15 protein-coding genes and 1 pseudogene are annotated in these 15,232 nt (G+C 60.7%); 8 read left to right on the plus strand and 8 right to left on the minus strand.

The features are described 5' to 3' along the window. The 4 genes from DBR18_RS04720 to rpoE all read right to left on the minus strand — a co-directional run. Positions 1–1,124, minus strand: a 1,124-nt coding sequence (locus DBR18_RS04720; RefSeq protein ID WP_108589457.1) for a DegQ family serine endoprotease, incomplete at its 3' end; no start/stop codon positions are given. Between the two features lie 210 nt (positions 1,125–1,334). Continuing rightward, entirely contained in the window at positions 1,335–2,297 is a 963-nt protein-coding gene (locus DBR18_RS04725) for a MucB/RseB C-terminal domain-containing protein (RefSeq protein WP_108589439.1), read from the minus strand. Between the two features lie 8 nt (positions 2,298–2,305). Next, on the minus strand, positions 2,306–2,893 hold the full coding sequence (locus DBR18_RS04730) for a sigma-E factor negative regulatory protein (protein WP_108589440.1): 588 nt from the start codon (positions 2,891–2,893) through the stop codon (positions 2,306–2,308). Between the two features lie 30 nt (positions 2,894–2,923). Beyond that, complete coding sequence (gene rpoE, locus DBR18_RS04735; protein ID WP_003172477.1) at positions 2,924–3,505, minus strand: RNA polymerase sigma factor RpoE; 582 nt, start codon at positions 3,503–3,505, stop codon at positions 2,924–2,926. Positions 3,506–4,063: 558 nt separating this feature from the next. Between rpoE and nadB the strand changes: the two genes are divergently transcribed. Continuing rightward, complete coding sequence (gene nadB / locus DBR18_RS04740) at positions 4,064–5,680, plus strand: L-aspartate oxidase (RefSeq protein WP_108589441.1); 1,617 nt, start codon at positions 4,064–4,066, stop codon at positions 5,678–5,680. Here the strand turns inward: nadB and DBR18_RS04745 are convergent. Further along, on the minus strand, positions 5,649–6,101 hold the full coding sequence (locus tag DBR18_RS04745) for a protein YgfX (protein WP_108589442.1): 453 nt from the start codon (positions 6,099–6,101) through the stop codon (positions 5,649–5,651). The genes nadB and DBR18_RS04745 overlap by 32 nt on opposite strands. Continuing rightward, positions 6,085–6,339: a succinate dehydrogenase assembly factor 2 gene (locus tag DBR18_RS04750; RefSeq protein WP_003222550.1), complete on the minus strand. Its 255-nt coding sequence runs from the start codon at positions 6,337–6,339 to the stop codon at positions 6,085–6,087. Before DBR18_RS04750 ends, DBR18_RS04745 begins: the two co-directional genes overlap by 17 nt. Before the next feature lie 149 nt (positions 6,340–6,488). Between DBR18_RS04750 and DBR18_RS04755 the strand changes: the two genes are divergently transcribed. Then, the gene (locus tag DBR18_RS04755) at positions 6,489–7,430 is read left to right on the plus strand and encodes a folate-binding protein YgfZ (protein WP_108589443.1); all 942 of its coding nucleotides are present in this window, start codon (positions 6,489–6,491) and stop codon (positions 7,428–7,430) included. Between the two features lie 35 nt (positions 7,431–7,465). Continuing rightward, entirely contained in the window at positions 7,466–8,287 is an 822-nt protein-coding gene (locus DBR18_RS04760; protein WP_108589444.1) for an HDOD domain-containing protein, read from the plus strand. 117 nt (positions 8,288–8,404) lie between these two features. Here DBR18_RS04760 and DBR18_RS04765 read toward each other — a convergent pair whose 3' ends face one another. Continuing rightward, complete coding sequence (locus DBR18_RS04765; protein ID WP_108589445.1) at positions 8,405–9,790, minus strand: sensor histidine kinase; 1,386 nt, start codon at positions 9,788–9,790, stop codon at positions 8,405–8,407. Then, positions 9,783–10,454, minus strand: a complete 672-nt coding sequence (locus DBR18_RS04770; RefSeq protein ID WP_003222545.1) for a response regulator — start codon at positions 10,452–10,454, stop codon at positions 9,783–9,785. The genes DBR18_RS04765 and DBR18_RS04770 overlap by 8 nt, the downstream gene beginning before the upstream one ends. Positions 10,455–10,690: 236 nt before the next feature. Between DBR18_RS04770 and DBR18_RS04775 the strand changes: the two genes are divergently transcribed. From DBR18_RS04775 to DBR18_RS28730, 5 genes and pseudogenes are all read left to right on the plus strand, one after another. After that, positions 10,691–11,983: an OprD family porin gene (locus DBR18_RS04775; protein WP_108589446.1), complete on the plus strand. Its 1,293-nt coding sequence runs from the start codon at positions 10,691–10,693 to the stop codon at positions 11,981–11,983. Positions 11,984–12,076: 93 nt separating this feature from the next. Further along, positions 12,077–13,054 carry a tripartite tricarboxylate transporter substrate binding protein gene (locus DBR18_RS04780; RefSeq protein ID WP_007963261.1) on the plus strand — a complete coding sequence of 326 codons (978 nt, stop codon included), beginning with the start codon at positions 12,077–12,079 and terminating at the stop codon, positions 13,052–13,054. 58 nt (positions 13,055–13,112) lie between these two features. Then, positions 13,113–13,571 carry a tripartite tricarboxylate transporter TctB family protein gene (locus DBR18_RS04785; protein ID WP_103485700.1) on the plus strand — a complete coding sequence of 153 codons (459 nt, stop codon included), beginning with the start codon at positions 13,113–13,115 and terminating at the stop codon, positions 13,569–13,571. 1 nt (position 13,572) lies between these two features. Next, positions 13,573–15,087, plus strand: coding sequence for a tripartite tricarboxylate transporter permease (locus DBR18_RS04790; RefSeq protein ID WP_007963259.1), 1,515 nt, complete (start codon positions 13,573–13,575; stop codon positions 15,085–15,087). Next, positions 15,080–15,232 (plus strand): annotated as a pseudogene (locus DBR18_RS28730) (AbrB family transcriptional regulator); the annotation flags it as partial. The gene DBR18_RS04790 and the pseudogene DBR18_RS28730, both read left to right, overlap by 8 nt.

Below are 15,232 nucleotides of genomic sequence, written 5' to 3' on the forward strand. Positions count from 1 at the left end.
GCGGCCAGCTCTTTGTCTTCATCCGGAATCGCGCCGACGGTCAGCTCGACATTCTTGCGCTTGCCGTCACGAATCACCTCAAGGTTGGCCTTGGCACCCGCTTTCAGCGCGCCGACCAGATGCGGAAGGTCGGCAGACATGACGATCGGCTGACCGTTCATGCTCAGGATCACGTCGCCTACCTGCAGGCCGCCCTTGGCTGCCGGGCCGTCGTCCTGGATCTGTGCAACCAGCGCACCGGCCGGCTTGTCGAGACCGAACGATTCGGCCAGATCCTTGTTCACTTCCTGGATGACCACACCCAACCAGCCACGGCTGACCTTGCCACCGCTTTTCAGCTGGTTGGAAACGTCCATTGCCACATCGATCGGAATGGCGAACGACACGCCCATGAAGCCACCGGAGCGGGTGTAGATCTGCGAGTTGATCCCGACCACTTCACCGTTCAGGTTGAACAGCGGGCCACCGGAGTTACCCGGGTTGATCGGCACGTCGGTCTGGATGAAAGGCACGTAGTTTTCGTTCGGCAGGCTACGGCCGACGGCGCTGACAATGCCCTGGGTTACAGTGTGGTCAAAGCCGAACGGCGAGCCGATCGCCACAACCCACTGACCAGCCTTCAGGTCCTGAGACTTGCCGAGCTTGAGCACCGGCAGATCCTTGCCGTCGATTTTCAGCAGTGCCACGTCGGAACGCGGATCAGTGCCGATCAGCTTGGCCTTCATTTCACTGCGATCAGCCAGACGCACGAGAATTTCGTCCGCATCGGCGATCACGTGGTTGTTGGTCAGGATGTAGCCATCGGCGGAAATGATGAAACCCGACCCCAGCGATTGCGCTTCGCGCTGGCGGTCACCCCGAGGCGAACGCTGCTGGGGTGGCATGCCACGCTCGAAGAACTCGCGCAGCATCGGCGGCAAGCCTTCGAGATCAGGCATCTGCTGGTTCACTTTGCGATCCGGCAGTTTCTGCGTGGTACTGATGTTCACCACCGCAGGCGAGGCCTGTTCGACCAGTTGGGTGAAGTCCGGCAGGTCGGCCGCCTGGGCAGCAGGAACAGCCTGACCGAGCACCAGCACGGTAGCGAAAATGGAGAGATAAGACTTCAAGCTAAGTATCGACATACAGCTCCCGTTACGACGAGCAGGGTTAAGCGATATGGAGCAAGGAACACCGGGAACCGCAGGCCGGTATTTTTGTTCCGGGAACAACAGACAAGGCCAGAGCCGTGAGGCTCTGACCTATAAAAAACTTTCGGGTGATTTGCAAATGAAAATGCTGAGCAAACATTTCATCTACGTCTCGAAGAAGAGGTGGAAATGACTGGAATCAGCTCACTGCTTGCTGGTTGCAGCGCCATCGTTGCGCATCGACAGTGCGATTCTTTCCGCTGTGCCGATCGGAATTTCACCGACCACCGTCACCATCATTTCGCCCTCGGGCGTGGTCAGGCGGCGAGAAACAGCGACGGTCGGCCCCAACTGCGTGCGGGTGTCGGTCACAGTCGCCCCGTTCAAAGGCTCCAGAAATACTGAAAACCGTGCCAGGCCGTCGTCATACATCAGGCTGCTGACCTGGGTTTTCGTTTCCGGGTCCTTGTGCGAAGTGCTGCTGGTCAGTTCGAAACCCGGCGGCAACCAGTCCGAATGCCAGACCTGAGAAGTTTTGACTGCAGCGGCCTTATCGCTGTTGAGCGTCACGGCCTTGCAATCGGAACCGGCCTGCAGATCTTTATCCGATGGAAGCTCAGCGGTGTCGAGACTGGTGAACTGGAAACGTTCGAGCAACTGCCCTTTGTCATTCAGAAGCAATGACTTCAGAGGCAGGCCGGTCTGTTTGTCCAGATGCAGTTCAAAACCATAGCGATGCTGATCACGAGGCGTGAGCGATACGATGACCGCATCACGACCGGCCACGCGCGACTTGCCGATGACGGCAAGCTCATACCAGTTTTTCAGCTTTTGCGGATCGAGAGAACGAGCGGTGGAGTTGGGAGAATCTCCCAGCCCCGCGATCAGGGTGCCGCTCACGCATTGAGTACGTCCATCAATGCGCACGACTTCCTGCGCCGAGCCGTCGAGCTGAAGTAACCGCTCGCGAACCTGACCATTCTGGACGCGATGCCAGATGTTATGGGTAGAAAAACTACCATTGCGCTCGTAAACGAAAGTACCGTGGAAGCTTTGCTGCTGCTCGGCCTGGCCCAGACGGTTCAACCAGTCCTGGGCCTCGTCGGCATGGGCTGGAACAACAAACCAGCCGCTAAGCAGAAGCGAAAGTAGAGGTATGGCGCGCATGATCCTCCTTAACGGTTTTCCAGGCTCGCTGCACGCGCATATGGCAGGGCACTTTCAGTACCTTTCAGGGCTGCCTGTTGAGCGTGTTGACGCAGATAACCCGGCAGACGCTGATCATGCCAGCCAGGCTGGCCTTGCAGCACGCCATTGGCCATCGGGCCAGTGGTTTCCGAGCTTTCCTTGTAGCCTGCCAGCACAGCCGGGCCTTTGGCCTGAGGTGCAATCAGCGAAGGCTGGTTGGACTGCTGGGCCAGCTCGACGCCGGCAATCTCGTCCTGGTTGTACAGACGTACACCGGCCAGCACTGCTACGGTCACCGAAGCGGCAACGGCCAGACGACCGAGGTTGCGCCAAGGGCCACGGGATACTTTGGCTGGAGCCGTTTCGTCTTCCAGCGCAGCAGAAACTGCCGCAGCAATATCCAGACGCGGAAGCAGCAGATCCTTGTGCATGGCTGCCCGAGCGATCTGATAACGAGCCCAGGTCTCACGGGTTTCAACATCATCGAGTGCATTGATCACTCGACGCAATTCCAGTTCGTCCGCTTCGTTATCCATCACTGCGGACAGCGATTCCTGCAGGGCTTCACGACTCATGGCGTTCCTCTCTTGGCTGTCGCCGCTGTCTCAGTTTTCCTGCAACAACGGCTGCAGGGCTTTATCGATGGCCTCCCGGGCGCGGAAAATCCGGGAGCGCACGGTACCCACCGGACATTGCATGACGCTCGCAATGTCCTCGTAACTCAGACCATCGAATTCACGTAAAGTTAAAGCCGTACGCAAATCCTCTGGCAGTTGCTGAATGGTTCGATGGACGGTGCCTTCGATCTCATCCCGCAGCAATGCGCGTTCCGGTGATTCGAGATCCTTGAGGCCGTGATCGCCGTCATAGAACTCCGCATCTTCAGAACTTACATCGCTATCCGGCGGCCGGCGGCCGCGTGAAACCAGATAGTTTTTTGCCGTGTTGATGGCAATGCGGTAAAGCCACGTATAGAACGCGCTGTCTCCGCGAAAGTTTCCTAACGCTCGGTAGGCCTTGATAAAGGCTTCCTGAGCCACATCCTGGGCTTCATGGGTGTCGTGCACGAAACGCACGATCAACCCGAGAATTTTGTGCTGATATTTCAGCACCAGCAGATCGAAAGCTCGCTTGTCGCCACGCTGAACGCGTTCGACCAGCTGCTGATCCTCTTCCTGGGTTAGCATGAACACTCCTCGATAAGCATGGAGGAGGCTTGCATGACTAAACGACCAGACTTGCAAACATAGACTCGGGCTTTTCGCAAAAGTTCTCCCCCTCCAGGCAAGTTTCCTGCGGGCTCTGATTTGGCACGCACGAAAAACGCAGCGCGGGATAAACCGGCTGCGCGAATAATCTTGTCATCGGTTCGCCGGCAAAAACCCAACCGCAGGTTCTGCATTGAAGCCGACACTGTCCCGTGTTTCTGGCAACTGACTATTGATCTTTGGCCTCTGGCAAAAGTTCCAATTATTTATAGCCGTGCTGAAGCGACATTGGACGACCGTGCGCAGAAAAAGCCTGTTTCATCTTCGATACAGTCGCCTTTTCCCAAAATGGCAGGCAAAAACGGCCGACGAAGCGTCAGGCATTCTGCGTCACAGTAGTTTCACAATGCCATACGAGCCCGGCTATTGTGCCGCTCCACCCCTCTATATACTAGTGGGCTGTGTGGCTGTCTTGACTCGCCGACCCAGCTGTCTTGCGCCAACCCCGATCCGGGTCGCTTTGAGCGGAATCCTGAAATGAGCCAACAGTTCCAACACGATGTTCTGGTCATAGGCAGCGGCGCTGCCGGTTTGAGTCTCGCGCTGACCCTGCCGGGTCATTTGCGCATTGCCGTATTGAGCAAGGGCGATCTGGCCAACGGCTCGACCTATTGGGCCCAGGGCGGCGTCGCTGCCGTACTGGACGATACCGATACTGTCGAATCCCACGTCGACGACACTCTCAACGCTGGCGGCGGCCTGTGCCATGAAGATGCGGTGCGTTTCACCGTCGAGCACAGCCGCGAAGCCATTCAGTGGCTGATCGACCAGGGTGTACCGTTTACCCGCGACGAACAATCCGGCACCGAAGACGGCGGTTTCGAATTCCACCTGACTCGCGAAGGCGGCCACAGCCATCGGCGCATCATCCACGCAGCCGACGCGACCGGCGCAGCAATTTTCACCACCCTCCTCACCCAGGCCAGAGAGCGCAGCAATATCGAACTGCTGGAGCAACGGGTTGCCGTCGATCTGATCACCGAGCGCCGCCTGGGTATGGACGGCGAGCGCTGCCTCGGCGCCTATGTACTGAATCGCGCAACCGGCGAAGTCGACACCTACGGCGCACGCTTCGTGATCCTCGCCTCCGGTGGTGCAGCCAAGGTCTACCTCTATACCAGCAACCCTGACGGCGCCTGCGGTGACGGCATCGCCATGGCCTGGCGTTCGGGCTGCCGGGTGGCGAACCTGGAATTCAACCAGTTCCACCCCACTTGCCTGTATCACCCGCAAGCCAAGAGTTTCCTGATCACTGAAGCGCTTCGTGGCGAAGGCGCGCACCTGAAGCTGCCCAACGGCGAACGTTTCATGCCGCGTTTCGACAAACGTGCCGAACTCGCGCCGCGCGACATCGTTGCCCGGGCCATCGACCATGAAATGAAGCGCTTGGGCGTCGATTGCGTCTATCTGGACATCAGCCACAAGCCCGAAGCCTTCATAAAAAGCCACTTCCCGACCGTTTACGAACGTTGCCTGGGCTTCGGCATCGACATCACCAAACAGCCGATTCCGGTCGTACCGGCAGCGCACTACACTTGCGGCGGCGTGATGGTTGACCAGCACGGTCGCACCGATGTCCCGGGGCTGTACGCGATTGGCGAAACCAGCTTCACCGGCTTGCACGGTGCCAACCGCATGGCCAGCAACTCGCTGCTCGAATGTTTCGTCTATGCCCGTTCGGCAGCGGCGGACATTGTTGCGCAACTGGATGACGTCGCGGCGCCAGACGTCCTGCCCGAGTGGGACGCCAGCCAGGTGACCGATTCCGACGAAGACGTGATCATCGCCCACAACTGGGACGAGCTGCGCCGGTTCATGTGGGACTACGTGGGCATCGTGCGCACCAACAAGCGCCTCCAACGGGCGCAGCACCGCGTGCGTCTGTTGCTGGATGAAATCGACGAGTTCTACAGCAACTATAAAGTCAGCCGCGACCTGATCGAGCTACGCAATCTGGCGCAAGTCGCTGAACTGATGATCTGCTCGGCCATGGAGCGCAAGGAAAGTCGCGGCCTGCATTACACCCTCGACTACCCGAACCTGCTGCCCGAGGCGCTCGACACTATTCTGGTGCCGCCCACCTACGTCGGCTGAACTTGAGCCGCACGCGCAGGCGGCGGTGCAGATCCGCCGCCTGCGCGTCACGCGGTATACAGATCGAACGCACCCGCCGCTCCCCGCGCAAACGAAACCGCAGCACAACGATCAACGGCAGCGCCAGGCTGTCGGGGCGCAACTGCACCGCTTGCCAGCCGCGCGCCTGATTCCACAGCTGCCAGCCATCGGCGTCACGCCGCAGCCCGCAGTAAGCCTGCGGATGATTCAGCAGAATCTGCCGCGGCAACGCCCACGCGGCGTGCAGCACGCAGGCAAAAGCCCCGAGCAGACTGGCCCAGAGTGGAATCGACAGGAGAAACAACACACCCAGCGCGAACGCCTGGGCCAACAGATACGCCGCCAGCAACTGCCGTGAGGCATGCCAGCGGCATTCGAACGTGTTACTTGGGCTGAACACGGTCCAGGATCATCCGGACCATGCGCTGCAGCTCAGGGTCTTCGGACTCGCTGCGCTCCATGAACCAGCCGAACATGTCCTGATCCTCGCAGGTCAGCAGACGCACATACAAATCGCGATCGACCTGGTTGAGGTGCGGATAGACCTCTTTCACGAACGGCACCAGCAGCACGTCAAGTTCCAGCATGCCGCGGCGGCTGTGCCAGAAGAGGCGATTGAGTTCAACTTGTTCGACCATGGAGCCCTCCTCAAATAGGCGCGCAGTATACAGCCCCGGCGCGGGTCGCACAGTCGGCTTTGGTCGGGCACCACCGATCCTTTATCAACTACCCATTTCAGCAACGCCCCCTTATGATGTGCCCCAGACTTTTTACCCTGCGATGACCCATGGCCGATTCTGCTTTTTTCTGCACCCTTTCTCATGAAGGCGTACTCGCGGTTCGCGGCGTGGATGCCGGCAAATTCCTGCAAGGCCAATTGACCTGCAACATCAATTACCTCAGCGACAGTCACGCCAGCCTTGGCGCGCGCTGCACGCAAAAAGGCCGGATGCAGTCCAGCTTCCGCATTCTGCTCGAAGGTGACGGCGTGCTGCTGGCAATGGCCAGCGAGCTGCTGGAGCCGCAACTGGCGGATCTGAAAAAATACGCCGTGTTCTCCAAATCCAAATTGACCGACGAAAGCGCCGCCTGGGTGCGTTTTGGTCTGGAGCATGGCGACAAGGTGCTGACCAGCCTGGGTCTGGACTTGCCCAGCGAAACCGACAGCGTAGTGCGCAGCGCAGGCCTGATCGCGATTCGCGTCTCGACCGATCGCGCCGAACTCTGGGTACCGGCCGATCAGGCTGATGCCATCAAGGCCAAACTGTCCGCCGCCCTGCCTGAAGGCGAATTGAACCAATGGCTGCTGGGGCAGATCCGCGCCGGTATCGGTCAGGTCATGCCGAGCACCCGCGAACTGTTCATCCCGCAGATGCTCAACCTGCAAGCCGTCGGTGGCGTAAGTTTCAAGAAAGGCTGCTACACCGGCCAGGAAATCGTCGCGCGCATGCAGTACCTGGGCAAGCTCAAACGTCGCCTCTACCGCGTGCAACTGGACGCGAGCGAACTGCCGGAGCCGGGCACCCCGCTGTTCGCCCCAAGCCACGGCAGCGCCATCGGCGAAGTGGTCATTGCTGCCCGCGCCGAAGAAAAAATTGAACTGCTGGCGGTGTTGCAGGCCGAAGCTGCCGAAGCGGGTGATCTGCACCTGGGCGCCCTCGAAGGGCCAGCCCTGCATTTGCTCGACTTGCCCTACGAACTGGATCGCGACCGCGAAATCCAGCGCTGATCGCAGCATTTGTTGCAACACCCTAGAGAGTCTAAATGAGCGAGCTGGCGGATAAGGTCCAACAGGATTTGGTTGAGGCCATCGATAACGATGACCTGGTTCTGCCAACGTTACCGGAAGTGGCCCTGCAGATTCGCAAGGCCGCCGAAGATCCGGAAATCAGCGTCAGCACCCTGAGCAAAGTGATCGGCCGCGACACGGCGCTGTCGGCGCGCCTGATCAAAGTGGTCAACAGCCCGTTGTTGCGCGCAACCCAGGAAGTCACCGACCTGCACACCGCCATTACCCGGCTGGGTGTGAACTACAGCAGCAACCTGGCCATCGGTCTGGTGATGGAACAGATTTTCCACGCCCGCTCCGAAGTGGTCGAACAGAAGATGCGCGAAGTCTGGCGCAAGAGCCTGGAAATCGCCGGCGTCAGCTATGCGCTGTGTCGCCGGTACACCCAGCTCAAGCCGGATCAGGCAGCGCTCGGCGGGCTGGTCCATCAGATTGGCGTGTTGCCGATCCTGACGTACGCCGAAGATCACTACGAATTGTTGTCCGACCCGGTCAGCCTCAACCATGTGATTGACCGCATTCACCCGCTGCTCGGTGACAAACTGCTGCGCGTCTGGGAGTTTCCGGAACGTCTGGTGGCCTTGCCGGGGTTGTACCTGGATTTCAAACGCGACTCGGTGCAGATCGATTACGTGGACCTGGTGCAGGTCGCGAGCCTGTATTGCCACAGGGACAGCGATCATCCGTTTGCGCGAATCGATCCGCTCAACGTTCCCGCGTTTCGAAAACTGGCGATCGACCCGGAGAACGCAGCGCTGTGCGCGGATCTGGCAGAATCGCGGACGATGTTTTACTGATCGGGAACTGCGGCGCGGCCTTCGCGAGCAAGCCCGCTCCCACAGGGATGTTGTGAACATCGCAGCCCCAATGTGGGAGCGGGCTTGCTCGCGAAGAGGCCCGCACCAACACCACATTTACCCGGCAATAAAACTCACCCGCACCTTCAAGCCAGCCTGCTCACCATCATGCAACGTGATCTGCGCCAGATGCGCCCGGCAAATCTCTCCGACAATCGCCAGCCCCAACCCTGAGCCCGCGACCTGCTGATTACGCCGGTAGAATCGCTCAAACACCCGGTCACGCTCCTCCAGCGGAATCCCCGGCCCGTCGTCTTCAACTTCCAGCACTGCCGGCGCTGTCACCCGCAAAATCACATTCCCCCCCGGCGGCGTATGGGCCAGTGCGTTGTCCACCAGATTGCTCAACAGCTCATTGAGCAACGTCGGTTCGCCGCGCAACCACACTGGCTCATCCGCTTCCAGCGCCAGCGCCACCCCGCGCGCATGGGCCAAAGGTGCCATGGCCATGCCCAGCTCGCGGGCCAACTGACTCAGGTCGAGCAATTGCGCGCCGCCCTCGGCAATCGCCCGGGCACCGTTTTCCACCCGCGCCAGCGACAGCAGTTGATTGGCCAGATGGGTCAGGCGATCGGTACTTTGCGCAGAGGATTCCAGCGTGCTGCGCCAGGTTTGTGGTTCAGTCGAACGCAATCCCAGTTCCAGCCTCGCCTTCAGCGCCGCCAACGGTGTGCGCAGTTCGTGCGCAGCATCGGCGATGAACTGCGCCTGCCGCTCGAACTGTCCGCGCAAGCGTTCGGTGAAATGGTTGAGCGCGCGCACCAGCGGCCACAACTCCCGCTGCACTTCCACCAACGGCAGTGGCCGCAGGTCATCCGACTGACGCTCCTCCACCGCCGTGCGCAAGCGCTCCAGCGGGCGCAGCGCCGCACTTACCGCAAACCACACCAGCAACAAGGCGCCGATAGCCAGCATGCCCAGACGCAACAGCGTATCGGCCGCCAGACTGCGCGCCATGCTGACCCGTGCCTCATCGGTTTCCGCGACACGGATTTCCGCCATGCCGTTCATTTCCGGCTCGCTCACCGCTTTGAGCAGGCTGACGACACGCACGTTCTGCCCGCGATAGGTCGCGTTATAGAAGCGCGCCAGTGCCGGGTAATCGTCGGTTCTGGGCGTGCCGGGGGGCGGCCCGGGAAGGTTTTCGTAGCCGGAAATCAGCTTCTGATGGATGTCGTTGACCTGGTAATAAATTCGCCCGGCACTGTCGTAAGCGAAGGTATCGAGGGCCACGTAAGGCACATCGGCGCTGAGCGTGCCGTCGCGCTGCGACAGGCCGGCAGCAATGGTCCGCGCCGAGGCCAGCAGGGTTCGGTCGTAGGCCGTGTCGGCAGCTTCGCGCCCGTTCCAGTAAGCGCTCAAGCCACTGGCGAGCATCAACACCACCAGCAGCAACGCGAGGTTCCACAGCAACCGCCAGCGCAAGCTGCTGGGCTTATGCATCGCGGCTTTCCAGCAAGTAACCGAGGCCGCGGAAGGTCACGATCGCCACCGGTTGGCCATCGAGTTTTTTGCGCAAGCGATGCACGTAGATTTCGATGGCGTCGGGGCTGGCCTCCTCGTCGAGACCGAATACCTGAGCGGCCAGTTGCTCCTTGCTCATCACCCGTCCCGGGCGGGCGATCAAGGCTTCGAGTACCGCCTGCTCGCGAGAGGTCAACGTGAGCAGTTCTTCGCCGAGGCTGAAGCGCCGGGTGTCCAGATCGTAGGCCAGCACGCCGCAGCGCTGCTGACGCTCGCCGCCGAGCACACTGCGCCGCAGCAGGGCTTTGACCCGGGCTTCGAGCTCGGTCAGTTCGAACGGTTTGGCCAGGTAATCGTCGGCGCCGAGATTCAAGCCGTGGACCCGATCCTTCACGTCGCTGCGCGCGGTCAGCATCAATACCGGCAGGTTTTTACCCCGCGCGCGCAGGCGCGCCAGCACCTCGAAACCGTCCATGCGCGGCAGGCCGACATCAAGGATCGCCATCGCGTATTCCTCGCTGCCCAGCGCCAGGTCGGCGGCCACGCCATCGTGCAACACGTCCACGGTCAGACCGGTGCTCTTGAGCGCCTGGGCAACGCTTTCGGCCAGTTGCAAATGGTCTTCGACGAGCAGAACACGCATGGATCTCTACCTCATTCAGGGATGGCCGACGCCATTCTTTGCCGCGGAGTTTACAGCCGCAACCGCCGCTGTGAAGCCCGAAAACCGCGAAACCCGGCTGAAAGGTTAGCGAAAGGTTGGGTCGTTAGAGTCCGTCCACGGACAGTTTCGACTGCCGTCGCTGCTGCCACACAGCGCTACGAAAAACGCCACGAAGCGTTTTCGACCAATAAGAACAATAAACGGAGTACACCCGCATGCCGTCCTTGCAGACCAAGGCTCCTACGCCTGTCCGGCCTTCCCGTTTTCGTCACGCCACCCTCGCCAGCACCGCTGCCCTCGCCGGTTTTTCGCCGCTGAGCTACGCCGATTTCATCGAAGACAGTTCCGCCACCTTCGAAACCCGCAACATGTACTTCAACCGCGACTTTCGCGACGGCACCAGTGCCCAGCAAAGCAAGCGGGATGAATGGGCGCAGGGTTTCATGCTCAACCTGCAATCGGGTTACACCGATGGCACCGTGGGGTTCGGTATCGATGCGCTGGGGATGCTCGGGGTCAAGCTGGATTCAAGTCCCGACCGTACCGGCACCGGCCTGCTGCCGACCCACGATGACGGGCGCGCGGCGAACGAATACTCGAAAGTCGGCCTGACCGGCAAAGTGAAAATCTCTGCCACCGAACTGAAAATCGGCAGCCTGATTCCCGAACTGCCGATCCTCAAACCCAACGACGGGCGCATCCTGCCGCAGACCTTTGAAGGCGGCCTGCTGACCTCCAAAGAGATCAAGAACCTGACCTTCACCGGCGGGCGTCTGGACAAGGCCAAGGATCGCGACAGCACCGACTTCGAGGACATCGCTCTCAACAACAAGAACAGCCGTTTTGCCGGCACCGCGGCCGGCAAGCATTTCGACTTTGCCGGCGTGGACTACAAGTTCACCGACAAGATTACCGGCAGCTACCACTTCGCCCAACTCGATGAAGTCTATAACCAGCACTTCTTCGGTCTGGTCGCCTCGCGGCCGATGGGCCCGGGCACGTTCGCCACCGACCTGCGCTTTGCCGTCAGTGACGATCAGGGCGCGGCCCGTGGTGGCGAGATCGACAACCGCTCGCTCAACGGTCTGGTCAGCTATGCCCTGAGCGGCCACAAGTTCAGCGCCGGTTATCAGCACATGTCTGGCGACAGCGCCTTCCCGTATGTCGATGGCAGCGACCCGTATCTGGTCAACTTCGTGCAGATCAACGACTTCGCCGGCGCCGAAGAACGCTCCTGGCAGGCGCGCTACGACTTCGACTTTGCGCGCCTCGGCATCCCCGGCCTGTCGTTCATGAGCCGTTACCTGAGCGGTGACAACATCAAGCTCAAGAACGGCGAAGAAGGCAAAGAGTGGGAGCGCAACACCGAGATCAAATATGTAGTACAAAGCGGCGCCCTGAAGGATGTTGCGGTGCGTTTGCGTAATGCCACTTACCGTTCCAACTACTCGGCTCGCGATGCGGATGAAGTGCGGTTGCTGGTGAGCTATAGCGTTGCTCTTTGGTAATTGATTGAAATGCCGGAGTGTTGAAGATCAAAAGATCGCAGCCTGCGGCAGCTCCTACAGAAACCCATACAACAAGAAACCGTGGAGAAACCAATGAATTTGTCACTGCGTAAAGTTGCTCTGGCCGCTGGCGTCATGCTGTTCGCCGGCCAACTGATGGCCGAACCGAAACGTCCGGAATGCATCGCCCCGGCCTCCCCCGGCGGCGGTTTCGACCTGACCTGCAAACTGGCGCAGAGCGCGCTGGTCAACGAAAAACTGCTGACCAAACCGATGCGCGTGACCTACATGCCCGGCGGTGTCGGCGCGGTGGCGTACAACGCAGTGGTTGCCCAGCGCCCGGCCGATGCGGGCACGCTGGTGGCGTGGTCCAGCGGTTCGCTGCTGAACCTTGCGCAAGGCAAGTTCGGCCGTTTCGACGAGACCAACGTGCGCTGGCTGGCTGCCGTCGGCACCAGTTACGGCGCCATCGCGGTGAAAAGCGATTCGCCCTACAAGACCCTCGATGATCTCGTCAAAGCCCTGAAGAAAGATCCAAGCTCCGTGGTCATCGGCTCCGGCGGCACCGTGGGCAGTCAGGACTGGATGCAGACCGCACTGATCGCCAAGGCTGCCGGGATCAACCCGCGTGACCTGCGTTACGTCGCCCTCGAAGGCGGCGGCGAAATCGCCACTGCTCTGCTCGGCGGGCATATCCAGGTCGGCAGCACCGACATTTCCGACTCCATGCCGCACATCCAGAGCGGTGACATGCGTCTGCTCGCGGTGTTCGCCGACAAGCGTATCGACGAGCCGGAAATGAAAGACATCCCGACCGCTCGCGAACAGGGTTACGACATCGTCTGGCCGGTGGTTCGCGGTTTCTACCTCGGGCCAAAAGTCAGCGACGAAGACTACGCGTGGTGGAAAGACGCCTTCGACAAACTGCTGGCCTCGGACGACTTCGCCAAGCTGCGCGATCAGCGTGAACTGTTCCCGTTCGCCATGACCGGCCCGGAGCTGGACACCTACGTGAAGAAGCAGGTCGCGGACTACAAGGTGCTGGCCAAAGAGTTCGGCCTGATTCAGTGATCGTCCCTGTCTAGCGGCTGCGGCCTCGCGCATCGAGGCCACGGCCCAGGAGTTTCCCATGCTCTTACAACGCATTTTCGCCTCGGTGCTGTTGCTGGCCTGCGTCGGCCTGGCACTGATGGCGTGGCCGTATCAAGCGGCTTTTTCTTATGAACCGGTCGGCCCGCGCGCCTTTCCTCTGCTGATGCTCGGCCTGATGGGCGTGGCGCTGCTGTACATGGTGTTCCGCCCGGCACCGATCAAACACAGTGAAGACGAGCCGCCACTGGATCGCGAAACCCTGACCAAGATCGGCATCTGCGTGGTCTTGCTGCTGGTCTTCGCCGGCCTGTTCGAACCGCTGGGCTTCATCCTCAGCAGCATCCTGATCGGCATTCCGATGGCGCGCCTGTACGGCGGTCGCTGGTTGCCAAGCATTGTGGTCACGACATTGATGGCCATCGGTCTATACCTGCTGTTCGACCGTCTGATGGACGTTCCGCTGCCGTTGGGCCTGCTCGACGTTCTGGAGAACTGATATGGATACTCTCGGTTATTTGGGTCAGGGCTTCGGCGTCGCGCTGAGCCCGTACAACCTGGTCACGGCCCTGACCGGCACGCTGATCGGCACCGTGGTCGGGCTGTTACCGGGCCTGGGCCCGATCAACGGTGTGGCGTTGCTGATTCCGATCGCGTTCGCCCTCGGCCTTCCGCCGGAGTCGGCGTTGATTCTGCTGGCGGCGGTGTATCTGGGCTGCGAATACGGTGGGCGGATCAGCTCGATCCTGCTGAACATCCCCGGCGAAGCCTCCACCGTGATGACCACCCTCGACGGCTATCCGATGGCGCGTCAGGGTCTGGCCGGTGTCGCACTGTCGCTGTCGGCGTGGAGTTCGTTCATCGGTGCGTTCATCGCCACCTGCGGCATGGTGCTGTTCGCCCCGCTGCTGGCGAAATGGGCGATTGCCTTCGGCCCGGCGGAATACTTCGTGCTGATGGTGTTTGCGATTGTCTGCCTCGGTGGTATGGCTGGCGATCGACCGCTGAAGACCTTTATTGCGGCGCTGATCGGCCTGTTCCTGTCGACCGTCGGCATCGACGCCAACAGCGGTGTTTATCGCTTCACAGGCGACAACATTCACCTGACCGACGGCATCCAGTTCGTGGTGTTGGTGCTGGGTCTGTTCTCGGTCAGCGAAATCCTCCTGCTGCTGGAAAAAACCCATCGCGGTCAGGAAGCGGTGAAGGCCACCGGGCGCATGATGTTCAACTTCAAGGAAGCGGCGTCGGTGTTCGTGGTGAACATCCGTTGCGGCCTGCTGGGTTTCATCATGGGCGTGTTGCCGGGTGCCGGCGCGACGCTGGCCAGTGCCGTGGCCTACATGACCGAAAAACGCATCGCCGGTACTGGCGGCAAGTTCGGTCAGGGTGACGCCCGTGGCCTCGCGGCTCCGGAAACCGCCATCGGCGCGTCGGCCTGCGGTGCACTGGTGCCGATGCTGACCCTCGGCGTCCCCGGTTCCGGCACCACGGCGGTGATGATCGGCGCGCTGTCGCTGTACAACATCACCCCGGGGCCGCTGCTGTTCCAACAGCAACCGGACATCGTCTGGGGCCTGATCGCCTCGCTGTTCATCGCCAACATCATGCTGGTGATCCTCAACATCCCGATGATCCGCATCTTCACCCGCATCCTCGCCGTGCCGAACTGGGCACTGGTGCCAGTGATCGCGATCATCACCGGGATCGGCGTCTACGCCGTGCATGCGACCACGTTCGACCTGTTCCTGATGGTCGGCATCGGCATCTTCGGTTACATCCTGCGCAAGCTGGACTTCCCGTTGTCGCCGGTGCTGCTGGGCTTCATTCTCGGTGGGCTGATGGAGCAGAACCTGCGTCGTGCGCTGTCGATCTCCAACGGTGCGCTGGAAATCCTCTGGTCGAGCCCGATCACTTTCGGCGTGTGGATCCTGACCGCGATCATGTTGCTGCTGCCGCTGCTGCGTATCTGGCGTAAACGTTCGGCGGCGCAACGCGCCATCGCCGATGTCTGATCGCTCCTCCCTCAGAAGCTGGTGGGCGACCCCGCTGGTCGGTCTGCTTGGCGGTTTCATCGCCAGCCAGATCGGCTGGCCACTGCCGTGGATGGTCGGCTCGTTACTGGCGATCATCCTCGTGCGCTGCCTCACTCCGTGGCAA

This window comes from Pseudomonas sp. HMWF021 (genome assembly GCF_003061005.1).
Classification (GTDB): Bacteria; Pseudomonadota; Gammaproteobacteria; order Pseudomonadales; family Pseudomonadaceae; genus Aquipseudomonas.

Bases quoted from the DNA above. Each gene is read 5' to 3' on its own strand.
- nadB (WP_108589441.1), top strand. From the start codon at position 4,064: ATGAGCCAACAGTTCCAACACGATGTTCTGGTCATAGGCAGCGGCGCT.
- DBR18_RS04790 (WP_007963259.1), top strand. From the start codon at position 13,573: ATGGATACTCTCGGTTATTTGGGTCAGGGCTTCGGCGTCGCGCTGAGC.
- DBR18_RS04780 (WP_007963261.1), top strand. From the start codon at position 12,077: ATGAATTTGTCACTGCGTAAAGTTGCTCTGGCCGCTGGCGTCATGCTG.
- DBR18_RS04765 (WP_108589445.1), bottom strand. From the start codon at position 9,790: ATGCATAAGCCCAGCAGCTTGCGCTGGCGGTTGCTGTGGAACCTCGCG.
- DBR18_RS04755 (WP_108589443.1), top strand. From the start codon at position 6,489: ATGGCCGATTCTGCTTTTTTCTGCACCCTTTCTCATGAAGGCGTACTC.
- rpoE (WP_003172477.1), bottom strand. From the start codon at position 3,505: ATGCTAACCCAGGAAGAGGATCAGCAGCTGGTCGAACGCGTTCAGCGT.
- DBR18_RS04770 (WP_003222545.1), bottom strand. From the start codon at position 10,454: ATGCGTGTTCTGCTCGTCGAAGACCATTTGCAACTGGCCGAAAGCGTT.
- DBR18_RS04725 (WP_108589439.1), bottom strand. From the start codon at position 2,297: ATGCGCGCCATACCTCTACTTTCGCTTCTGCTTAGCGGCTGGTTTGTT.
- DBR18_RS04760 (WP_108589444.1), top strand. From the start codon at position 7,466: ATGAGCGAGCTGGCGGATAAGGTCCAACAGGATTTGGTTGAGGCCATC.
- DBR18_RS04775 (WP_108589446.1), top strand. From the start codon at position 10,691: ATGCCGTCCTTGCAGACCAAGGCTCCTACGCCTGTCCGGCCTTCCCGT.
- DBR18_RS04785 (WP_103485700.1), top strand. From the start codon at position 13,113: ATGCTCTTACAACGCATTTTCGCCTCGGTGCTGTTGCTGGCCTGCGTC.
- DBR18_RS04750 (WP_003222550.1), bottom strand. From the start codon at position 6,339: ATGGTCGAACAAGTTGAACTCAATCGCCTCTTCTGGCACAGCCGCCGC.
- DBR18_RS04730 (WP_108589440.1), bottom strand. From the start codon at position 2,893: ATGAGTCGTGAAGCCCTGCAGGAATCGCTGTCCGCAGTGATGGATAAC.